This window comes from Phyllobacterium sp. P30BS-XVII (assembly GCF_014138335.1).
GTDB classification, from domain to species: domain Bacteria; phylum Pseudomonadota; class Alphaproteobacteria; order Rhizobiales; family Rhizobiaceae; genus Phyllobacterium; species Phyllobacterium meliloti.
The window spans coordinates 1-22914 of sequence record NZ_JACGXO010000011.1 but is presented as its reverse complement, the minus strand read 5'-3'; the positions used below and the strand labels follow the sequence as shown (position 1 = coordinate 22914).

Here is a 22914-nt window from a genome sequence, read left to right as displayed (position 1 = left end):
TGCCGACATGCGATGGCCGAACGATCAACGTCGACGAGATGATTGCAAATAGAGCGGCCATATAGATGGCAGCTGGCATAATGCGAAATAACATTTGCATTGTGTATTCCTTTTGGAGGCTTTCAAACGACGAAAATGTGTGACCCTGGAGACTTTAATCGACGCGATCCTGAGGGTTGGGACCCTGCGGTTTAGCGTATTGAGAGTTCGTCCCGGTCGGCATATCGAAGACTGGCGAAGACTCGTTACCAGTTTATCATTTTGACATTAGGGCCGCCGGTTTGCCCGATACTGTATGAAAATCTGAACCGTCCCGCCTGCATGTCGGGCCAGGCAACCAACATCGTAAAAAACATGCCGGATAACGCAGCTACATAAATGAGGACTGGTACAAAACGAAACAGCACGCTCATATTGAAGCTCCTGGTTTTTGCTCGGATATCGAAGAAATAAACCATCGTGTGCGATCGCCTAATGTCTGCTCGGTTGCATGGATTTTGACCTCGTTGCCAATTCACTTGTTATGCTTTGACGGTGGCAGGTATACTTCATGATGCCTGAAAAACGCGTGAGTGCGTTGTCAGCGAATTGTCAGCTTCATTGAACTAAGCTATCTCCTTGACGGGCTTAGATGGTTTTAGGAGGATGCGAGTGCGTTTTCGGCCCCTGAGAGCCTTGCTACGGTGTGCGGTTGTTGTCCTGGCACTACACCTTCCCAAGGCGGTGCAAGCACACGAATGGACAAGTGACGTAGAGGGTGTTCATTACATCCAAATCTCCGACGAGGGAGATTCGGATGGTTCTCCGAGCGACGGTGGCACTGTGGGTGGATCGGACTCGGACGATGGGGTCTCCGATTCGGATGATTCCGAAGGCGATCAGCGATCTTACCCCGATGGTTCCGGAGGCAACCGGCCCGACGAGAAATTTGTTGGACCAAATGGCGCTTTAAGAGCCGTCCAAGCCAATAGAGCCCTCCCACTGGCCGACATTGTAACCATTGCCCGCCGCCTTACCAACGGCCAGATCATTGACGCACGGTTGCGCCCCGTGAAGGGCGTTCTCCAGTATGAGTTAAAGGTGCTCGAGACCAACAGCGAAGTCAGCCGCTATTCTTTCAATGCCCGTACAGGCAAACTCATAAGAGTGAGGTAAACATGCGCATACTTGTTGCCGAAGATGACCGCCGCATAGCAGAGTCACTTGGCGCAGCACTATCGGCCGCCGGTTTCCTCGCGGAATATGCCAGGGATGGAGAAGATGCCTGGTTTCGTGGTGACACCGAGACATTCGATGCCGTGATCCTTGATCTGGGCCTTCCAACACTGGATGGCTTGACGATCCTGAAGCGGTGGCGCCGCACAGGACGTAACGTTCCCGTATTGATTCTTACCGCGCGCGGACAATGGGACGAAAGAGTGGAAGGAATTGAGTCCGGCGCTGACGATTATGTTGTTAAACCTTTCCGGATGGAGGAGGTTGTGGCACGCATACGCGCGATCGTGCGCCGGGCAGGTGGCTTTGCATCATCTCAGATTGAAATTGGCGAACTGGTTCTCGACACACGGATGAGACAGGTCTCGCGCGCAGGCGTTCCAATCGTATTGACACCACAAGAATACCGGCTGCTCGCTTTCATGGCACACCAGGGCGGACGTGTCGTTTCACAGATCGAGATTACCGAACATCTCTACACGCAGGACTTCGAGGGTGGTTCGAACGCCATTGAAGTCTTGGTTGGTCGCCTGCGCAAGAGATTAGGTGCCGATATCATCGCAACACGTCGTGGCTTTGGGTATATTCTCGGTGGGGATGCCCCTTGAGAATCCGGTCTTTACGGGTTCGTCTTATACTGGGAGCTGGTATCTGGATTGCCATTGCCCTCGTATTGGCTGGTGTAACTATCGGATATCTATTCACCAATAATGTGGAGCGCGGCGCGTCCGCAGATTTATCGGCGACAATGTCGCGCCTTGTCGCCTTGATCAATCCGGACGCGCCCGGTGCCTCACCTTTGCTTACCGGCGCTTTGCCTGATCCACGCTATCAGACACCCGTCAGCGGTCTCTATTGGCAGATAACAGATCTTGGTACCCAGCAAAACATCCGCTCACGATCCCTCTGGGATTATGTTCTCAAGGTTAGCCCGTCAAAAGAAGGCGGGCAGCTTTCTACCGTTCAAGGGCCGGTGGGCCAATCATTGCTTGCATTGTCCCTTACGGCACGCTTTGCAAAGACCAAAGATGAACGGCGCTTTCAGATCATTGTCGCTCAAGACAGGTCTATCCTCGATGAAGCGATCACCCGATTTGGGCGGGAACTGGCCTTAGCACTTCTGGTCCTCGGCCTCGTCCTTGTCGTTGCCGTCATCTTGCAGGTGCAGTTCGGTCTTTTTCCGTTTAAGAAATTGCGTAAGGATATTGAAAGCATCCGCAATGGTGTTGCTTCTTCAATCGATGCCATCTACCCGCTGGAAGTTGCAGCTGTGGTCGGCGAAGTAAATGCTCTCCTTGCCATGCAACAGAAATCTATGGATTTTGCGCGATCCCGTGCGTCCGATCTTGCTCACGGGCTTAAAACTCCGCTCACCGTGTTGGGCACGATTGCCTATGAGCTCGAAAAAGACGGCAACACGCGTAGTGCAGCATCTATCATCGATCTGACGAACGAGATGCGTGACCGGATAGATTATCAGTTAAGACTGGTCCGACTGCGTCAACGCGTTCGGATGCATGCACTCAGCGCGTCATTAAGCAGCGTGGTTCCCCGCACGATTGCGGTGTTGAAAAGAACACCCAAAGGCGAACAGCTGGTCTGGGTCGTTAATGTCATGGATGGTCTGAACGTCGACATCGACGTAAACGACCTTGTTGAGCTTGTCGGTGTGATACTGGAGAACGCTGCGCAATGGGCGAACACGCAAATTCACATCAAGGCTAAGCAGGACGGCGCGTTTGTCGAATGGCAAATATCCGACGATGGTCCGGGCATTCAGGTTTCAGATCACAGTACGATTGGTCGACGTGACAGGCGGTTGGACGAGACAGGCACAGGCACTGGGCTTGGCCTGGCGATTGCTTCTGAAATTGTCTCCCTCAACAACGGAACGATTGCGTTTAAATGTTCTAATCATGGTGGACTTGAAGTCATCATCCGCTTGCCAAGTGTAGCAGCCAGTTAGAAATGTCGCGTTGTGTGCAAAGTAAAAATGTCATCCTGACAGATGCCGAGGCTCATCGACGGGCAGGGTGCAGCCCTCAACATCGCAGCCCGGACATTGCCTTCCCCGTGTCCTATGGTGATCTAGGCGGTCTTCATTTGCCTATCGCATCAAAGTCGAAGGCCGCACCATCGGCTATACCGATGACATGGAATGGATCGAGGCGTTGATCCATGATCTGGTCGATTGCAGGGATGCGGCCCGGCTCCTTGAAATTCCATTGGCAGAATAAGAGCAAATGATCCTTTGTGGGGGCGGGCAGATTGTCTGCCCGTCTGGATGTGATTCTGGTTAATCGCACACTTCGTATTCGTAATCGGGCGAAGTGTTCCGAACGACCTTGCGGTCACGATAGAGGATAGAAATTTTGTCACCGCGTGCGTCGCATGCAGCATTAAAAAAACGTACGGGATCAACGGGCTTGCCATTATGATCCTTGTTGTTGTCATTGTACTCGATCTCGTAAACCTGATTGCCATACACCTTGGTGTACTCGCTGCATTCCTTCTCGTATTCGCATTCTTCGATAATCGCAAAATCAAAGCGGATCTCATTCGGTCCTTTGGGTGCAAGTTCCGAAGCGTTCTTCTGGGCAATGGCGAGATAGGCATCGTGAGCCCGTTTGACCAGCAGCTTGGCAAACTTGGTATTGGTTTCTGGTGACAAAACGCCTTTGGATCTATCCCATGAATCGAGATTGTCGGGTTCGATGGCCTTGAAGCCATCAGCCGCGCATTGGTCGATCCAGGGACCGATTATGTCCATGAGTTTCTTTTGTTTTACGACTGTTGAGACATCCAATATATATTCATCCGTCCATTTTGGATCGGTAACGTATTCACCATTCTTTTTGACCAGCAGATCAGGATGCTTTGTTGTCCACCACTTTTTCAGCTTCGGTTGCGTCTGGAAAGCATTCACGTAACAGATGTTGTATTTGTCTTTTACAGGGGCAACCGTTCTGTCCCGGACAACGATCTTCACATTGCCTTGCGGGTTGTAGTTGCCTCCAATCTGGTAGTCGAATTTGCCATGAGCGGGAGGCAGTGTGATTGTTTGAGCATTTGCAGACAAAACACCGCAGCCTGTAGCGACGACGGCGATCATCGCCGTTTGGAACCATTGAGTACGCATTTCGATCAAGACCTTATCTAGCTGAGTTCCCCGCCTCGAGCACGGCGCTCTGGCGTGATCATTTGACGGACTGGTTACGGTCTGAGTCAGCTAAATCCGTATATTTGTCGCTTGCAGAACGACGGTCAAGAGTAATGAAGCAGCTTCTGATAAGCAGATGTCACGTTGTTAGGCTCAGTTACAAGAGTTCCATTAATGTCCGCGTTAATAGCACTCCGCGCAGCGTTAACGGCAGCTTACTGGTCTTTGAACTGCATTTATAAAGGTCCGAAATCAGGGCGCAAATCAGTCGTCGAACAAAATAAGTCTGACATTCCCACCCTCGGTCGGCAACAACATACGGATTGTCACCGATAGGTTTAAATAAAGTGCGCGGTCACCGCCGTTTCCAAGCAATTGTTAGCGGTAGCTGTGCGGCGTTTCTGACGTGTGAGCCTCTATGGGCTTTCTCTAACTCGGATGAGTTGGAGAAGGTGTCCATCTGCTCGTGTCCTCTTGTGCCAATTCTTCCGCAATTGCGCACGAGCGATATCTCACCGAAGAGGGCCGGCTACGTGGTTAAGCTGTTAATTTTGCACCATGTCGCGATCAGAATCACAACGCCTGACATGAAATGATTTAGGCCCATTAAACACGATCCGAGTTGGAAGCGGATTGTCCGATGAATTGATCGGAATATCATCTCAAACCATGCAGAAAAACCTAGGTGGGAAGATTTGCACCTGTCAAAATGGGTAGGGAAAACATCAAAATAGATCTGTCGTATTTATATTGATATAATATTTATAACATTAATAAAGCGGGATTTTATTTTATATTGCCAATTTTTACAAAATTATACAGTAGTAAATTACTATAATGTGTATTTAATGCTGTATAATTGAAATTTATAATTTATGGAGATTATTTATTTTTATAATTATAAAAGTTATTTTTTATTACGAGAAATATGAAATTTTATATCGACTCAGTAGCGGCTTTGTCACAGTGAATTATTATTTATCATTATTGAAACGAATAATAGTGATTGCATCGTATGCATATTGACTTATTTTTTTGACGCGGCATTCAATGTCTTTGAGTTGAGATATCAGTTGTATTTGATATCTAGACATTAATAATTTGGGTTGATCTCAGCTTACTTTAAGCCTGATCAAATTCTCTGCTGGGGGGCGAGATGGGGAATATGGGGGAAGTGCCAGCTTTTGATGGCCGGATCAGTCGTGTTCCGGACAACCTTCTGATGGTCTGTATGGGCTTTTTCCTGCTTATTGGCGCGAGCTTGTTATTTTCAAATCAGGCCTCGGCGCAAAATTGCGGCCCCTATAACATTTCGGTTGTTCACGGAGGCTCTACACAGCTCACAGTGACTTGTGATCCGTTCGGCCTGAATAACCCCTCAGTCACAACACAACCGCAACACGGAACAATCACAGTACTGAATATAAACTCGGGCCTTATTCAATATTCGCACAATGGCGGAGCTGATGTCGCAACGACTGACAGTTTTGTGCTTGCTGGCGCTTCTGCGCAATCCATTCTCGTCAATGTTACGATTGGCCCCGCCTCGACGATGACCATTTCCCCCGGGGCACTTGGCTCCATGCGGGCTGGCGTCAGCTTCAACCAAAGCCTTTCGGCCAGTGGTGGGGTTGCACCCTATACGTTCTCGCTTGTGTCAGGTGGTGTGCCGGGAATAAACCTCAGCGGGAGCACGTTGTCGGGCACGCCAACGGAGCGAGGGGCGCATACACTGGTCGTTCAGGCGACCGACAATGTGGGTGCAACGGCTCAGAAATCCTACGGTGCTACGGTCGCCAATCCAATTTTGACAACGTCACCACTCAATCCGACTTTGGCTGTAGGGCAGCCGAGCACCATATCATTCACGACCACAGGTGGCATTGCGCCTTATAGCTACAACGTCAATACCGGGACTTTACCTCCCGGTATCAGTCTTGCATCAAATGGCAGTCTGACAGGGACACCAAGTGCAGCTGGAACCTATACGTTTGATATCGTAGCCAGAGAGAGCAGCACCAGTTCGGATTGTAACTGCCCATTCTTCAAATTGGACACTGTCACGGTCACCGTAGCCAATGTGGCGCCGCCGGTTGCCAATGCGGTCTCGGCTGTTGTCGCTTATAATTCGAGTGCCAATCCGATTACCCTCAATCTTACGGGTAGCGCCGCCACTTCGGTTGCCGTTGGCAGTCAGGCGACGCACGGCACCGCCACAGCTTCGGGAACGTCGATAACTTACACCCCAACAGCCGGATATGCCGGACCTGATAGCTTTACCTATACGGCAACAAATGCAGGCGGCACCTCGACGCCTGCAACGGTGTCGATCACGATCAGTCCGCCTACACTGGCGATGTCCCCGGCGTCTGGCGCCTTGCCCGCTGCAACTGTTGGCACTGCCTATACACAGACGTTCACACCATCTGGCGGCAAGATTCCCTATAGCTATGCCATCACGGCTGGTGCCTTGCCTGCGGGTCTTAATCTGAACCTGTCAAACGGTACTCTCAGCGGCACGCCGTCGACAGCTGGTCCGTTTAGTTTCTCAATTACGGCAACCGACAGCTCGACGGGAACTGGGCCATTCACAGTCACTCGAAATTATTCCCTGACTGTCAATCCGCCAGCACCGATTGCGAATCCTGTCTCGGCAGCGGTCGCTTATAATTCGTCTGCCAATCCGATCACGCTGAACATCACGGGCGGCGTAGCGATCTCGGTCGCGGTTGGCACCCAAGGCACAAATGGTACCGCTACAGCGTCGGGGACATCCATAACCTATACGCCAATAACTGGACGCGCCGGACCTGATAGTTTCACCTATACAGCGACAAATGCTACCGGCACGTCGGCGCCGGCCACGGTTACGATTACCATCAGCCCGCCCACATTGGCTTTGGCTCCGGCGTCAGGTGCGTTGCCTGATGCAACTGTCGGTGCAGCTTATAGCCAGACATTCACCGCATCTGGGGGCACAGCCGCCTATAGCTATGCCGTCACTGCTGGCGCCTTGCCCGCCGGGCTTATCCTGTCAGGCGGTGTCCTCAGTGGTACGCCGACGACAGCTGGTCCGTTCAGTTTCTCTGTCACGGCCACCGACAGCTCGACCGGAAGTGGTCCGTTCAGCGTTACGCAAAACTATTCGCTGACCGTTGATCCAGATGCGCTTATCTTGCCTGCCACCACTCTCGCAAACGGTCAAGTCGGTGTGGCGTATTCCGCCTCCATCAACCCTGCGACAGGCGGCACTGCGCCTTATACATATGCACTCACAGCCGGAGGACTGCCCACTGGTGTCTCTGTCTCATCGAGCGGCGGCATCTCGGGAACACCCACGGCAGCAGGTACGTTCAACTTCACGCTCATGGCCACCGACAGCGCTTCTATGACGGCCAGCCGAAGCTATTCGCTGACCATCGCTGCGCCTACGCTCTCAATGACACCGCCAGCAGGAACGCTTGTGCTGTCTTATGGCCAGGTTTACTCGCAAGCATTTGTCGCATTCGGAGGAACGGCACCCTACAACTATAGCCTTTCGGCGGGTGCTCTACCGGTAGGGATAAGCTTAAACTCAGCTGGCACGTTGTCGGGCACGCCGACGCAACCCGGATTATATACTGTCAGCATTCGCGCAACCGATAGTTCGACAGGCACAGGTGCGCCCTTCGCTCGAACCCAGAACTACGTATTGTCGGTATCTGCACCAACAATTACAGTGGCGCCCGCAACACTGCCCAATGGCACTGCCGGTACGTCCTATGCTGCTACGCTCTCTGCCTCCGGAGGCATTGGCCCCTATAGCTTCGCATTGACCAGCGGCAGTTTACCAGTCGGAGTTTCGTTCAACTCGGCCGGTGAATTCTCCGGAACGCCAACCGTATCGGGAACGTTTTCAACGACAATCACTGTGACCGACGCCCACGGGCAGACCGGCACACGGGCCTATACCTGGGACATTGCTGCACCAACAATTGCCATAACACCCACGACATTGCCCAATGGCACAGCCGGTACGCCCTATGCTGCCACTTTGTCAGCCACGGGTGGTGCAGCGCCCTATAGTTTCTCCTTGACGTCAGGCAGTTTGCCGATCGGAGTTTCGTTTAACTCGGCCGGTCAATTCTCTGGAACACCGACAGCATCCGGATCATTTTCAACCACCATTAGGGCGACCGATGCCAACGGCTTTACTGCCGTGCAGGTCTATAACTGGATTATCAATGCACCGACGATCATCGTGGCGCCTGCGACACTACCCAATGGTGCAACTGGTACGCCCTATGCTGCCGCTGTGTCAGCCACAGGTGGAGCCGCGCCTTACAGCTTCTCTTTGACTGCGGGCAGTTTGCCTGTTGGGGTTTCATTCAACTCGGCCGGTCAGTTCTCTGGAACACCAACATCATCGGGGACATTTTCAACCACCATTAGAGCAACTGATGCCAATGGCTTTACCGGTAGCCAAACTTATACCTGGGCCATCAATACTGGAACTGTCATTGTCAGTCCCGAAACATTGGCTGCGGGAACGGTGGCCGTTCCCTATTCGCAAACAGTCAGCGCGAGTGCAGGCATTGCTCCCTATACGTTCACAATTACGTCCGGCAGCCTGCCAGCAGGTATTACGCTGAACCCAGGAACAGGTGTTCTCAGCGGAACGCCAACAGCACAGGTCAATGCCAACTTCACTGTTACAGCGACCGATAGCAGCACAGGCAGTGGGCCCGCGACGGGCAGCCGGTCGTATACGCTGATCGTCAACGCACCAACCATCACCTTGCCCCCGACGACGCTTGCGGGTGGTGTTGTTGGTACAGCCTATTCGGCCACGCTCAATGGGGCGAGCGGCGGTACGGCTCCCTATAGCTATGCTGTTACAACCGGCACCTTACCGGCTGGTCTTAGCCTGTCGGCAGCCGGTGTCATCAGCGGAACACCGACGGCGATTGGCAACGTTAATTTCACTGTTACAGCAACGGATAGCAGCGGTGCTCCCGGGCCATATACGGCAAGCCAGACGTATTCATTGGCGGTTGTCGTGGCACCCCCAGTTGCGAACGCAGTCTCCGCGACGGTTGCCTACAACTCAAATGCCAATCCGATCACGCTCAACATCAACGGCGGCGCCGCGGCTTCGGTTGCAGTAGCCAGTTCACCGACGTTTGGCACCGCGACAGCTTCGGGGACGGCGATCACTTACACCCCGACGGCCGGACATTCCGGAACTGACAGTTTCACTTATACGGCGACGAATGCGTCAGGCACTTCGGCACCAGCCACGGTTACGATAGTGATTGGTACGCCAACGCTCACTTTGACACCGGCTGCAGGTGCCTTGCCGGGCGGGACTGTAGGTACGGCCTATAGCCAAACGTTTGCGGCATCGGGTGGTACGGCGGCCTATACCTATGCTGTCTCGACCGGTGCCTTGCCAGCGGGTCTGTCTCTGTCGACGGGCGGCGTTCTGAATGGAACACCCACAGCAATTGGCAATACCAATTTTGCCATTACCGCAACCGACAGTTCGACGGGAACTGGGCCATTCACGCTCACGCAAAACTATTCAGTGACCGTTGTTGACGCCATACCGGTGGCAAATCCTGTTGCAGCGACAGTACCTTTCAACAGCGGCGCCAATCCGATCACGCTCAACATCACAGGCAACGCCACATCCGTCGCCATTGCCGCTGCACCGTCTTCCGGTACAGCTGTGGCCAGCGGCACCTCGATAACATACCAGCCTGCTACAGGCTTCTCCGGTACGACTTCATTCACCTATACCGCAACCAATGCAACCGGTACGTCAGCGCCGGCTCTTGTGACCATAACCGTCAACGTGGCACCGCCGGTGGCTCAGCCACAAACCGTCGCTGTCGCCTTCAATCAGGCAAAAGCCTTTACGGTCACGGCGACAGGGGCAGGTCCATTAACCTATTCTCTCGTAACAGCACCGTCCAACGGCACGGCTGGGGTGAGCGAGAGCGGAAATGCCACCTATACGCCCAACAGCACGTTCAGCGGGACCGACAGTCTGGTCTTTGCGGCAACCGGCCCGGGCGGCGCAAATAATGCAACAGTGACATTCAACGTGGCCGCGCCGGTGGCGATTGCAGACCTGTCGGCTCTATCGCCAAGTTCGGGAACACTGCAACCCGGTTTCTCGTCCTCAGTCACCAGCTATACGATCGAAGTGCCCAATACTACCGAGACCATGGCTCTGACGCCAACGGCGACCGCACCCAGTGCGACCATCACCGTTCAGGGCCAAACTGTTGGTTCCGGTTCATCCAGTGCCGCGATACAGCTGCCTGTCGGACAGACCCGCATCGCAGTTGTCGTCACGGCACAGGACAATACAACGACGAAGACCTATGAGGTCACGGTGCGCCGTCTGCCGCCAGCGCCAGTGGCGGCAACGCGTACGGTGGAAGTGCTGGCGGGACAGACAGTCCATGTTGACCTGACGCAGGGATCGACGGGCGGGCCCTTCTCCAACGCGCGCGTTGTCAGCATTTCCGACAGTTCGGCCGGTCCGGTGAGCATTGCCGCAAGCCAGCCGGCCTTTGACATGGTTTATGCATCTGATCCCAACTATGCCGGTAATCTGCTGGTGCAGTACACGCTGTCGAACCCCTATGGCACGTCGAACCCGGCGACGATCACCTTTATCGTTACAGCTCGTCCGGACCCGTCGAAGGACCCAGAGGTCATCGGTTTGCTGACCGCACAGGCGGACAGTGCCAAACGCTTTGCTGCCAACCAGATCCAGAACTTCAATTCGCGCCTTGAGCAATTGCATGATGAAGGTGACCGGCGCAACAACAGCATGGCCATAAGACTCGACTATGCGCAGGAGAACGGGCCGGATGAAATGGACGAACCGTTCCGCACACTGATGCAATCAAATTCCGCTCCCGGATTGTCGAATGGTGCGCCTGATTTTTCCATGTATTCGTTCGCCGAAGAGAACCGCAAGAAGCAGAACCAGCCGGCCCCGGACTTAAACCTTGGCCGACTGGCAGTGTGGACGGGCGGTTTCGTGAATTTCGGTGATCGCAATGATCGGAATCTGGATTTCGATTATACGACGGTCGGTGTGAGTGCCGGTATGGACTACCGGTTCTCCAAAAAGTTCGTCGCCGGTTTTGGTTTTGGTTATGGCCGCGATGCATCCGATATTGGTGACAACGGCACCGAAAGCCGCGCTCATGCCTATAGTGCTGCAATCTATGGCAGCTACTCACCGGTTAAATCGGTCTTCATCGACGGTTTGATCGGCGGAAGCTGGCTGGATTTCAGCAGTCGGCGCTATATCACGTCCACCGGCGATTTTGCCTCCGGTGATCGCGACGGCCAGCAGATATTCGGATCGCTTACCGCAAGTTACGAGCACCGCAAGGATGGCTGGCTGGTGTCGCCTTATGGCCGGTTTGATTTCTCCCGGTCGTGGCTGAATGGCTTCACCGAAAAAAGCGGTGGTGCCTATGCGCTGAAATATGGCGACCAGACTGTCGATACATTGTCGGGTATTCTTGGCCTGCGCATGGAATACACCATTCCGATGGAGTGGGGTGCGTTGAAGCCGGGTGCCCGTGCGGAGTATACGCACGACTTTGAAGGATCAAGCCAGATCAGGCTCGGTTATGCCGATACGGCAGGACTTCCCTACGACTTGAATACCGAGAGCAGCGGCAGTGACTATGTCACGCTCGGTCTTTCGCTCGATGCACAACTTGATACAGACTGGAACGCGAATTTTGACTACCGAACAACCGTCGGGGCAGACAATCAGAACCATGCATTCGGGCTGCGTGTCGGTAAGAAGTTCTAACGGATGTTGAGGCGTGGAAGATCTCGGGGAGGAGCTGTTTGCTTCTCCCCAATCTCTCGATAGCGTTCGGTTCAAACGCAGAGAATAAACTGCTGCAATAAAGGTTCGCGCAAGCAATTGAGGTTGGGATGGAGATTGTAACGCTGGATCATTTCGCCCGCTGTGTCGGCGAAGGGTTTGAGATCGATATGGGAACCGGCTCTCTTGTTTTCACGTTGACCGAGGCACGGCCTTTGCCTGAACGCGGCTTTACCGGAATGAGACGATCACCGTTTTCTCTGTTGTTCCGCAGCGAGTCAAAGGTTCTGCTGCCGCAAAAGATTTACAGGTTGAAGAATGCTGCACTTGGAATTCTCGATATCTTTCTGGTGCCCGTCGCCCGTGATAAGGACGGCATCATCTATCAGGCGATCTTTAACTGACGGCTGACGATGCATCCGTTGGTTCTGACGTATCCTGAGACGGAAGCCATTCCATCCGTATGTGGGTATCGCTGGTATCGGCGGCCTTGAATCCAAAAGCCTCGTAAAGGCCGAGCGCGCGTCTGTTGTTTTGATCGACATGCAGGACAATACCACCGGCGTTCCCGGCGATTGCCGCATTCTGGATGCTGGATAATATGGCAGATCCCATCCCCCGATTGCGCCATTCGGGTAAGAGCCCGATATCGATAATATGCCAATTGTGCGCAGCCATCTGGATATAGAGGCGGCCGACTGACATGCGGTCCTTCTCGATGATCAGGAAATCCGTTTGCGGAAATGCAGCAATGTAATAGCGGTGCTGCAGAGCAAATTGCTGGTCCAGAAATGCGTCCTTATGTTCCTGTGGCCATGGTATGTGAGCCAGTTCATCTTTGCGGAACGAATGATAAAGCCGATGTAGAAATGGCAGGTCATCGAGCGCCGCAGGGCGCAGGACACACGCCGCAACAGCGAGCCTGTCACTCCACGGTCGAGCCGGAAATTCCGGCAGCTGGCCTGCCCCTGCGTCTTTCATCAGCTGAAAGATGGAAATATGCCGGCCAGTGCGATGCTAAAGTTGATTGCCAGATAAGGCTGACGGTTTTCATGCGGTTGACTGCTACCTGCAACGCCGATGACATTTTGTGCGAACTGTGTGTTCGGTTGCACATTGGGCAGAAACGGACTGCTCGAATTCGGCACGCTCAAACCATTTCCCGAACTGGGCGAGGGTGCTCGTTTGCTGGGTTCGCTTTGATTATAGATCGTTAGAGAATGCGCATGTGCCGGCATCTCCGCTTGCGTCAGCGTTATGTTGTTGCTGCCAAAGGTTTGGCCGATGGTTCGCGGGGTCAGACCTGCGCCCTGGCCCTGGTTGCAGCCCGCGCGATTGGTGAAATTGGGCAGCTGAAATGTGGTTGTGCCATTGCCGCCATACTGGATGCCGAGCAGAGAGAACAAGGCCGTATTCTGCTGGATGGCAAGTGTAGCGCCATTACAGGAGGCCCAGCCCCGCGGAGGAAAGTTGAAGCCGAACAGTTGGATCTCACCGATGAAAGGTTCTGTCATTGCAGTGTCCTTGATCTAGATGGCACGGGTCAGTTCTGTGAGGGAAAGATGCCTGCGTAGGCGATGCAATATTGCACCGTCAGGGTCGGCATCGTATTGTCATGCATGATGGTCGATCCGCTCATCTGGGTTGATGCTGGTGATGTTCGAATTCCGGTGGCACCACTCAGATCGGTAGCATACATCGTGTCACCGACGATAGCGCCCAGCTCGGCTGTAGGCCCTATTGATGCGGTGTTGGCGAGGCCGGTTGTGGCAAAGTAGGGATGCGTGTGCGTCGGCATTTGCGTGGGCAAAAGCGTGACATTTTCGCTGCCGGCGGACTGGCCGATCACATATGTCGATAGGCCCTGGCCGGTACCTTGATGGATCGGTACGCGTCCACAAAGATTGGGCATGGCAAACGTCGTCTGTCCATCGCCGCCATAGGTCGTGCCAATCAGAACGAACAACGTCTCGTATTCCGAGATGGGCTGCAATGAGTTATTGCAGGGCAGCCACCCGTTGGGCACTCGGGAAAAGCCAAAAAGCCGGATTTCTCCGACATAGGGAGTGCTCATCGTTGGTCCTCCGTACGATGGGTTGATGAGAGGTCGTTAATTGCGCGACGGGAAAATTCCAGACAGCGCAATGCAATAGTTGATGACGTCATAGGGCTGTATGTTGGCATGTGGCTGACCATTACCGGCGGGGGTAACAGTCTGACTCGACAGCACAACCTGGGCTCCGTTGGACGGGGCGTAGATATTGGCACTGTTGGTGCCATAGAGCGCATTGCTAGGATTGCGCAATGTGCCGCTGCTGGACGTCCCGTTCGCCAAGTGAGTGTGTGCGGGTAATTGCTGCTGAAGCAAGGTCACGTTTTCGACGCCGCCGGTTTCGCCAATCTGATAGGGCGAGGGCTGCCACGAGGAATCAACTGATGATCCAAACCCGACTGGCGTGCGGCTTTGCATATTTGGCAAAGCAAAGTTCGTCGTCCCATTGCCACCATAGTAGGTGCCCAAAAGAGAGAACAACGCCTGATTCTGACTAATGGCCAACAGTTGCCCGTTGCTCAAAGCAAAACCCTTCGGAGCAAACTGAAACCCCGCAAGCATAATCTGGCCTAGAAAGACTTCTGACATACCCCACCCCTCGGATATTTTAATATTGATTGGTATCATCGCTCTAACGGCGCATAAAATGCAAGAACAATTTCTTTGAGATAATGTATAGAAATTCAAAGATATTTTTATATTTTTGACAGGTGGTCATTCCTATTTGCGAAACAGGATTTTTAAAGGTATTAATTTTTCTCAAACTATGGCCTCGTTGACGAAGTCATATTTATCGTTGCGATCGCGCGCCCATGATCTTAGTAACGTTGCTATCGGAGAAAGAGTTGTCTGTATCAGACGGCGGGCAATGTGAGATTGTGGGGTCCAGCGAATTTGCTTGCCAACAGCTGTCCGAAATATCGCCATGCATCGCTTATTGGAACGTTCAAAACGCTTTCGCTTAGCTCGTAAACTTGACAGTTGTATAAAAATATTATGACATATGATAATTAGATATTCACTGCCACAAATCTTATGGGGATAGCATGGCGTTTCTATATCTCTTTGCAGCATTTGGTCTTGGTGCTTTGATATCGATGCAACCGCCAATCAATGCTCATATTTCTGCTGAGTTGGGCAGTCCGCTACTCGCGGCGTCGTGTTCCATCGCAATTAGCTTGGCCATAGTATTTATCGCACGATTGGCCACGGATTCCTCCGTGACGGTGAATTGGTCTCGTGTCTTTGCTCTACCGTGGTGGACTCTGATTGGTGGGGCGGCCGGCGCGCTGTTTGTTATTGGTGCGCTGATTGTGGTGCCCAAGTTGGGTGTGGCACCCTTCTTTGTTTCTGTGGTTCTTGGCCAATTGTTGGGTGCAGCCGTCATTGATCAATTTGGTGGCTTCGGCATCACGATAAGCAGCGTTACTTGGCCTCGTGTGGCAGGCATTGTTCTGGTTTTTTTGGGTGCGGTACTCACTCAAATCAGCTCTTGGCGTTAGCTGTGACTTCGAATGATATATGTCCGGGATCATTCTACCGCTCTCTATTCATTCAACTTAATCACGTTGAAATAAGAACGCCTTATTAACGATAGAATTTATTGAACTTGGAAGGGATCGATCTCTGTAATCTGAGCTAACATGGCCAGCCGATGCGGGCAGCCTGCCGTAGGCTTGCCTGCACCACCAGGCGATGAAACGGCGCGATCAGAAAAATATAAATACGCCCCAGCCGGTTGTGACAGTGAACCACAGAGGTGAAGACCAGACGATGCTCCTCTTGCCTTGCCGTTGGACCGGTGCAAAGAACAGATAGACGAAAGTCTAAATGCTTGTCGTCCTCTCCGAATACAATTTCAAGACGGCTTTTGCCATAGATCTTGAATATTCCAAGACGGTTCGTCTGGTCGTGTTCGCCAATGGACTCGAGATGACGGGCTGTCTTGAGACCTAATCCAGCAACGAGAGCATCTCGCATTTTTATAAGAGTGCCGATCCAACGTGGTTGCTGGGAGAAGAGGAATCTCGCTAGCAACTCGGGGTCTGTCAGGGTGCCACTTGGAAGTGGAATTGAGTAGGCGTCAGCCAAATGTACTAATTCGTAGGTATGGCCAACCGTTGCCTCTGCGGGTATGGGCACAGATGTGACAAGCTCGTATTTTGTTGGCATCATGTTTACCCTAAAGTTTTCTGACTTTGTCGCCCAGTAATTTGCGTGCCTGCTCGTAGCGGTCGCGCGCTGTCTTGATGTCATTGTCCAGCCGGTCGAGAGCATTCTCCTGGGCCAGCATCTTCTGTGAATACAGGCGCGCAAGATCTGATCCTTGTGGTGCCGATGCCAAATTTTCGCGCAGGCGAGTCTGGTCGTTAATAATAGCATCGCGCCGCTCTTCAAGCTGGGACATTTCAGCCATTGCCTCATCGCTGGCTTTGGCGGCTTCCGCCAGAGTGGTCAGGCGGGCTTTGGTTTCGGCGTCGAGTTCCGGCGCGATCATAAGGGCCTGGATGCGGGCGCCGGTGACTTCTCCAATATCGATGGCCTCGACTTCAGGGCGTTCCAGGACGACCTTGTACTGTTTGGATTTCCCGGCTTCGACATCAAAGCGAATGCGGTAGGCCTGACCGGCAATGGTCGCATCCTCCGGTTTGGGTTCGACCAGCTTCCAATCCGCCATGCGAGGGTGCTCAATCACCACATGGCGCAAATCAGTCGAACCGTTTTTGAGCCGGTAAGTGGTCGTTTGCCGTATGCGGCTTTCGATCTGAAGGGTACCATCGACCGATTTGATTTTGGTAATCGTGGATTCAGAACCGGCCTCGCTGTCAACCAGAATCTTCTGGTCTGTACCGAAACCAATCAACCGGAAATCACCCATTGGAAGGAGAGGGAACTGAGCTTCACCTGAAAACATTGGCCCCGCCTCAGTTGCATCGTAAATCGTGGCAGATCCCGCTGGCAAAGATACCGCGCCATTATTCTTCAAAGTCAGCGCGCGCCATGGATTGCGTGTTCTACCCTGATACCAGGCAACCGATTGCGACGGCACATTGAGATCAACAAAGGGGGTCGTGAGGCTTTCACCTGCTCCAACAGTAACCGGAGACGAAAGCGTGAAGCTGGCACCAGCAGGGTTTTCTTCCGCAGTGCTGCCAGGCTCCTGCGGGCCGGTCAGAGCATCGCCGCCGCCATAATAGTCTTTCCCCGGGATTGGTTCGATTGCAGCCTGTTCCGGTATGGCCTGTGCTGGCGAGGGGGCAGCCCGATACTTCATGCTGCCGTCAAGCGCTTGTCTGCTCTCAGCAAAAATCTGCCCTTGGTCTGCGCGGGGGAGAGCCGCGCGGCTTACCGGTGGAGCAACCAGTTGGCGCGTGACGTAATAAGGATCATACAGCGCCTGTCTGAAAGTCACCGGCGCAGCAGACGACAACGTCACTTCCACATCTTTCCAGGCATTGCCGGTCATGTTTTCCAGAACAACCCAGCCCTGCAGACGGGCTTGATCTTCGCCCGGCTTCGGCAATGTCAGCCGATAGGCTGCTTTCCACACGGGTGTTTCGGCTACATAGCCGATGCGCACCGTACGTTTCGCTCCTGCAGCGAGCTTGATAGCGATATCGCGTCCCGTGCGGTCTTGAGCGGTTCGCAGTGCCACAAGTGCGGTACTGACTTGTTCCCCAAGGCGCGCATCCTTGAATTCCAGCCCTTCAGCTTCTTCAAGGATGAACTGTTCAATAGACGCGCCCGAGAATACCGAAACACGCGTGCGCGTTGTCACCCCACCATCCTTGCTACTGACGGTCTCACTTTGCACGCTGGCTATGCGCCCCTCGATTTGTCGAGGGCCTGCCAGTTTGATTTCCGCCCCTTTAAGCGCGGAGAACAGCGCCGGCATCGTATCAAGGTCAGATTTGGCGAAAGGCAGTGAGGCAAAGGCATCATCGATGCGAGCCTTGCCGGGGAGTGTAGCAGAACCGGGACCGGCGGGGTCCAGGATCAGTATGCTCTTGAGGATATCATCGACCTGATCAAGGCGCGCACGTAACAGCAGAGGTTCATTGCCATCCACCTCGGCAGCATATTCAAAATAGCCAACGCCGCCTGTACCAAGCACGGCGCGTTTGAGTACGAGTTCGGCAGCCTGAGCGGCGCTGGTCATCATTGTTGTGACCATCAAAAGGGCAAGAATGGGGGAGCGCATGTCAAACCTTATGTAAGGACAATAGGGCAAAGTGTTATGCAGCTTTAGTCAATTCATGCCTGTTGTCTACTGGCACACAACAGGTGGCGCCTGATGTCGTTTGGCAATTAGCAAGTCTTCACTAAAGGGGCAGTTTAGATGCGGCGGCAGCTCATCGCGATCAAGGTCTGAGTTTACGGCAAAACACATGTAACGGTTACATTCTCTGGTGTTACGTGGTTCATCATCTCGACTCCAGCTAGATATGGAAACTCAGCGCTGCGATTGAGAGTGAAGGGCCGACGCCTTTTGTGGGGTGACCTGGGTGAGAAAGTGCTTCCTTCCCACAGTTGGTTCATGACTGACGAGCATATCACGATCATCGAACTTGCTCTTGTCAGGTAGCTTGGTTGTTCACGTCTGGTTCATGCAACGGCTCGCATATAAGCCGAGGGCCAATCGAGGTTTTGAAGATTTGAAAATCCCTCTCAACAGATCGAAACAGTCCTGACTGAAGCGTTAGTGCCTGTTTGGATAATCATTCGAGCATGAGCGTTGAGCGCACGTAATTTTGAGGTATCAAGTGTCGACATCACCTATTGCTTCGGCAGTAACACAACCCATTACTACGCTTGGTATCGATGAATTGATCGAACAATGTCTCGCCTCTTGGCGTGAGGTTGGTTTGACGAGAAGACCCCGCGTGCGATGGTTTCCCAGAATCGCAATTCCGCACTCAACATCCTTTGATCGGTTGTTTGAACGTGCTGAAGGCGACGATATCGATGCAGTTATGTTTGCAGATGAACGCCGTAACTCGCCTCTACATAACCTGCGTGATGTCATCGGTGCTCTGCAATTGCCGATCATCGACGTCAAAGGTCGCGCTGGCGACTTTGCCGACGTACATTTTGATATCATGGAACCACGTACTTGGGTGGAAACTGCGCGCTGCATTTTGAGGTTTCGGCAGGGGCGGAAGATATTGGCACCACAATATCGTGAGACGATCGAGGCGGAGCAGCAATTGCTTGCTCACACCTTTGTATCCGGTCGCTCCATCACAGGCATGCGTTACCCGCTTGCTCCGACAGCGGTCTGCTATCCCGGCTTCTTTTCCGCTGAAAAGACCATTCCGATTGCCGAAAGTTTGGTCAAGCGAGGCTATCTCAGAAAGTCATTCTTTGATCGCGTGCATGAGTGCGGAAGCTGCAGCTCACGCAGGCTCAGTGTGCGAGAGGAATGCCCGTCATGCCGTTCAGCGGATTTGCAGGAAACCGCACTCATTCATCATTTTCACTGCGCAGCGCTTTTGGCGGAACAGGATTTCCGGCAGGACACGGCACTCATATGCCCAAAATGCTCGCGGCAGCTGCGCAATTATGGAAAGGATTATGATCGTCCCGGTCATGTACACCGCTGCAATAATTGCGCTGCTCTGACTTCAGAGCCAGAGGTCGGATTCATTTGCCTGGATTGCAACGCAAAGATTGATGCGGATTCTGCAAAACGTATCGATCTGTTTTCCTATTCGATAACAGATGCTGGCGCGGATTTCCTTCAGACTTCTGACGTTCCGATGATCGGTGGCCTTCCCATTTCGCTCGCGCAGCGTCTGGACCAGTTGCGCAGTGATGCCAACATGAGTTTGGCGGTTGCTGAAATCACCTATCATGCAAAAAGTTCGATCATTGCGCTGAAGGGCGAACCGACATTCAATCGTCTGCGCGCCTTGTTTCTTGAGAATGTTCAGAACCATCTGGCGGGTACGGGATCGGTGCATGTGAGCGCAAGTGCGGACTATTTGTTGATTGATTATCGTGAAAGCGGCAGTGAAGCAGATATCACTGCGCTCCTGCTCCGCTGTGAAAATATCCTCAGTGATCATCTAGAGGCGAGCCTGAGGTTTATCAGCTATCCAGCATCGGCATCGCAGTGAACATACTTGAACTTGGTTTTGCTTTTCTGCTTGCGCAGACGACGATCAGCTTGGTCGCCGTATTCTGGTACACACTCATATTTGAAGTTCCCCGATATATTCTACCCTTCCTTGCTGCGGGGCTGGCTATGCGTTCGCCGGAGCCAGAAGCAATTCCGGATATGCACACCGGTACGCAAATGCCGAGCATCAGCATTATTCTGGTTGGGCACAATGAAGAAGATTCCCTTGAAGCGTGTGTGCGCTCATTGCATGAACAATCGATTTCCGGCTTTGAAATCATCATTGTGAGCGACGGTTCAACGGATAAGATGATCGACGTTGGCAAACGCCTAGTAAAGCAGGGATTAGCCTCTCATATTCTTTCAACCGATCTGCGTGGCGGCAAAGCAAGCGGCATCAACCTGGCATGCGCATTTGCCAAGGGTGACATTATTATCAATGTTGATTGTGATTGTTCGTTTGATCGGTTCGCAATCGAATATCTGCTCGAACCCTTTGGGAACCCCAAAGTAGGTGCCGTCTGTGGCGACATCGCACCCCGCAACAGCAGCGCCAGTATCATTACGCAGTTTCAGGAGATTGAGTATCTACAGTCGATCTCCGTTGGCAAACGTATTGCCAGTGCTGTGAACCAGGTGGTTTGCGCCTCGGGCGCGTTCAGCGCATTTCGCCGGATTGCCTTGAACGATGTTGGCGGTTTTGACGTTGGAGGTGGGGAAGATCTTGACGTCACCATTCGTTTTCGTCTGAAGGGGTGGCTTATCGAGTATGCGCCGGATGCGATTTGTTACACGGATGTTCCTGTGACCGCGTTTCAATACATAAGGCAGCGCTTACGATGGGAGCGCGATGCCATTTGGATTCGCTTTCGCAAGCACCGGCGTCTCCTGAATCCCATGAACCCGGCCTTCCAGCTTTCGGAGGCCGTGCATCAATGGGATTATATATTGTTCAATGTCATTGGTGCAGTCATTTTTCCGGTCTACCTGATTTGGCTGATGGTTCAATATGGCTCATTTGCTCCCGCCATCCTGATCGGGATGCAAGTTGGCCTGCTTTTGATCGACTTGACCATTCTTGCCATTTCGGCGTGGTGTACCGGGCGCAACGTCTTCTGGCGCAATGTGTTGTTTCTTCCCGGCTATTCGCTTTTCATGACCTACGTCATGCGACCAGTCCGTCTGATTGCCTACATTGATGAGTGGGTCTTTTCTGGCTCCCACCGCGACAACTACACCCCAATCAAAGTCCGCCTTGAAAGGCCTTGGTAGAACGGAAGACAATAGTGAAACGCCTACACAAACATCCTCGCATTGATACACTTGGCAAACAACAGCGTGCGACATCCGGTAAACTCGGGCGGCTTGTTTATCTCGGACTTGTGCTCATTTTTGTCGGCTCACTTGGCTATTATTTGATTGGTGGCATGTTTGTCTTGTCGATCGATGGAACTGTGCTCAAGGAGCGGCATGCGGTGGGTGCAAGTTACCCCGGCAAGGTCATAGAAGTTTACGTCAAGGAAGGCGACAAGGTTGAGAGCGGTACACGTCTGCTACGGCTCGAATCCTTCGATACGGTCAAGGAAATTGCTAATCTGGCATTGCGCGACAGCGAGCTGTCGGTAAGAGAAGGCCAGCTTCGCGGTAAGCTCGCCGCAGTCAAGGCAGTCATGCCTTTGGCGGAGCGAACTGCACGGGAGAGCACCTCGACGGTAGCTCAGTTTGATACTGTTTCCGGTCGCGGCATCGTTTCCGCGCTGACGAAGGACGATGCATTACGTGGCAGTCTGCAGGCGGCAGAGCGTGTTGCTGACCTTACCAGTCAGGAGACATCGGCCCAGATTGAACTCGATCTGCTTGCCAATTCACGTAAGATTTCCAACGCAGCCATTGCCCAGTTGAATGGCATTTATGATGATGGCTATCTGCGCGCCAGCACGCCCGGTGTTCTCGGCGCCAAGGTACCAATCCCTGGGCAAGTGGTGCGCTTTGGTGATGAACTTATGGAGATCAATGGCGGCAAGTCGTACATCTTGGCTTATTTGCCGGATCAATATCTGTTCTCCATTGAAGAAGGCATGCCTGTGAATGTCCGCAGCGGCTCAGAATATTCCAACGGGACGATCGACGCCATCTTAACGGTTGCCGATGCCTTGCCTGATGAGTTTCAAAACATGTTTCGGCCGCGTGACCGATCACGACTTGTGCGGATTGCCCTTGCCGAGAAAAATCCGTTTGCCGTTTCGCAGAAAGTGACGGTCTCGGGTTGTGGGTTTGGCTATTGCTGGGCTCGATAGAGCGAAGAAGTTTGAGCGCCTCTCTAACGGGATAGACGTTTTCATGAGCGACGATATCGAAGAACCTTCTGCAGGTAGTGGCCAGAAATTGCGGCGGGCGCAGGAGATAACACAGAGCGTTAAGCTCAGCCCTGTCGCCTATCAGATAGCGTCGCAATATGCGCGCACCAGCAATTCGCCTGTCATGATCAGCGGAATCATGCGGATTGTCGAATTCCT

General features: G+C 53.0%; 18 protein-coding genes. 9 read left to right on the top strand and 9 right to left on the bottom strand.

Translation table 11 applies throughout. The features are described from left to right. Positions 1-245: 245 nt before the first annotated feature. Positions 246-413, bottom strand: coding sequence for a hypothetical protein (locus FHW17_RS23185; protein WP_162700444.1), 168 nt, complete (start codon positions 411-413; stop codon positions 246-248). Positions 414-822: 409 nt separating this feature from the next. On the opposite strand from FHW17_RS23185, the gene FHW17_RS23180 reads away from it, so the two are divergent. Genes FHW17_RS23180 through FHW17_RS23170 form a run of 3 tightly spaced genes read left to right on the top strand, consistent with a single transcriptional unit; the run spans position 823 to position 3181 of the window. Continuing rightward, entirely contained in the window at positions 823-1155 is a 333-nt protein-coding gene (locus FHW17_RS23180; protein WP_246707000.1) for a PepSY domain-containing protein, read from the top strand. Positions 1156-1157: 2 nt separating this feature from the next. Beyond that, complete coding sequence (locus FHW17_RS23175) at positions 1158-1823, top strand: response regulator transcription factor (RefSeq protein WP_112526601.1); 666 nt, start codon at positions 1158-1160, stop codon at positions 1821-1823. Further along, positions 1820-3181: a HAMP domain-containing sensor histidine kinase gene (locus FHW17_RS23170; RefSeq protein WP_112526603.1), complete on the top strand. Its 1362-nt coding sequence runs from the start codon at positions 1820-1822 to the stop codon at positions 3179-3181. The genes FHW17_RS23175 and FHW17_RS23170 overlap by 4 nt, the downstream gene beginning before the upstream one ends. A 133-nt stretch (positions 3182-3314) precedes the next feature. Here FHW17_RS23170 and FHW17_RS23165 read toward each other — a convergent pair whose 3' ends face one another. Together FHW17_RS23165 and FHW17_RS23160 are read right to left on the bottom strand one after the other, a co-directional pair. Then, positions 3315-3458, bottom strand: a complete 144-nt coding sequence (locus FHW17_RS23165; protein WP_162700486.1) for a hypothetical protein — start codon at positions 3456-3458, stop codon at positions 3315-3317. Between the two features lie 53 nt (positions 3459-3511). Then, complete coding sequence (locus tag FHW17_RS23160) at positions 3512-4354, bottom strand: endo alpha-1,4 polygalactosaminidase (protein WP_246707009.1); 843 nt, start codon at positions 4352-4354, stop codon at positions 3512-3514. Positions 4355-5864: 1510 nt separating this feature from the next. On the opposite strand from FHW17_RS23160, the gene FHW17_RS23150 reads away from it, so the two are divergent. Together FHW17_RS23150 and FHW17_RS23145 are read left to right on the top strand one after the other, a co-directional pair. Then, positions 5865-12206 (top strand): putative Ig domain-containing protein, encoded by a 6342-nt coding sequence (locus tag FHW17_RS23150; protein WP_182510919.1) that lies wholly within the window; start codon positions 5865-5867, stop codon positions 12204-12206. 128 nt (positions 12207-12334) lie between these two features. Beyond that, entirely contained in the window at positions 12335-12628 is a 294-nt protein-coding gene (locus FHW17_RS23145) for a hypothetical protein (RefSeq protein WP_112526611.1), read from the top strand. Here the strand turns inward: FHW17_RS23145 and FHW17_RS23140 are convergent. From FHW17_RS23140 to FHW17_RS23125, 4 genes are read right to left on the bottom strand one after another with little or no spacing between them, the layout of a single operon-like run. Continuing rightward, positions 12621-13205: an N-acetyltransferase gene (locus FHW17_RS23140; RefSeq protein WP_182510918.1), complete on the bottom strand. Its 585-nt coding sequence runs from the start codon at positions 13203-13205 to the stop codon at positions 12621-12623. The two genes, FHW17_RS23145 and FHW17_RS23140, sit on opposite strands and share 8 nt — an antisense overlap. Next, positions 13205-13738, bottom strand: coding sequence for a tail fiber protein (locus FHW17_RS23135; protein ID WP_112526615.1), 534 nt, complete (start codon positions 13736-13738; stop codon positions 13205-13207). The genes FHW17_RS23140 and FHW17_RS23135 overlap by 1 nt, the downstream gene beginning before the upstream one ends. A 29-nt stretch (positions 13739-13767) precedes the next feature. Then, a complete protein-coding gene (locus FHW17_RS23130; RefSeq protein WP_112526617.1) occupies positions 13768-14298 on the bottom strand; it encodes a tail fiber protein in 531 nt (176 codons plus the stop codon). Between the two features lie 36 nt (positions 14299-14334). After that, positions 14335-14865: a tail fiber protein gene (locus FHW17_RS23125; protein WP_182510917.1), complete on the bottom strand. Its 531-nt coding sequence runs from the start codon at positions 14863-14865 to the stop codon at positions 14335-14337. Between the two features lie 458 nt (positions 14866-15323). On the opposite strand from FHW17_RS23125, the gene FHW17_RS23120 reads away from it, so the two are divergent. Then, positions 15324-15779 carry a DMT family transporter gene (locus FHW17_RS23120; RefSeq protein WP_182510916.1) on the top strand — a complete coding sequence of 152 codons (456 nt, stop codon included), beginning with the start codon at positions 15324-15326 and terminating at the stop codon, positions 15777-15779. Between the two features lie 136 nt (positions 15780-15915). On the opposite strand, the gene FHW17_RS23115 is transcribed toward FHW17_RS23120, so the two are convergent. Beyond that, positions 15916-16452 (bottom strand): DUF2867 domain-containing protein, encoded by a 537-nt coding sequence (locus FHW17_RS23115; RefSeq protein WP_210276006.1) that lies wholly within the window; start codon positions 16450-16452, stop codon positions 15916-15918. A gap of 7 nt (positions 16453-16459) precedes the next feature. Further along, the gene (locus FHW17_RS23110; protein ID WP_182510915.1) at positions 16460-18478 is read right to left on the bottom strand and encodes a DUF4139 domain-containing protein; all 2019 of its coding nucleotides are present in this window, start codon (positions 18476-18478) and stop codon (positions 16460-16462) included. Positions 18479-19250: 772 nt separating this feature from the next. On the opposite strand from FHW17_RS23110, the gene FHW17_RS23105 reads away from it, so the two are divergent. Genes FHW17_RS23105 through FHW17_RS23095 form a run of 3 tightly spaced genes read left to right on the top strand, consistent with a single transcriptional unit; the run spans position 19251 to position 22695 of the window. Beyond that, entirely contained in the window at positions 19251-20396 is a 1146-nt protein-coding gene (locus tag FHW17_RS23105; RefSeq protein ID WP_246706999.1) for a hypothetical protein, read from the top strand. Continuing rightward, positions 20393-21670: a glycosyltransferase family 2 protein gene (locus tag FHW17_RS23100; protein WP_112526627.1), complete on the top strand. Its 1278-nt coding sequence runs from the start codon at positions 20393-20395 to the stop codon at positions 21668-21670. The genes FHW17_RS23105 and FHW17_RS23100 overlap by 4 nt, the downstream gene beginning before the upstream one ends. A 14-nt stretch (positions 21671-21684) precedes the next feature. Continuing rightward, positions 21685-22695, top strand: coding sequence for an HlyD family efflux transporter periplasmic adaptor subunit (locus tag FHW17_RS23095; protein WP_112526629.1), 1011 nt, complete (start codon positions 21685-21687; stop codon positions 22693-22695). The last annotated feature ends 219 nt before the right edge of the window (positions 22696-22914 follow it).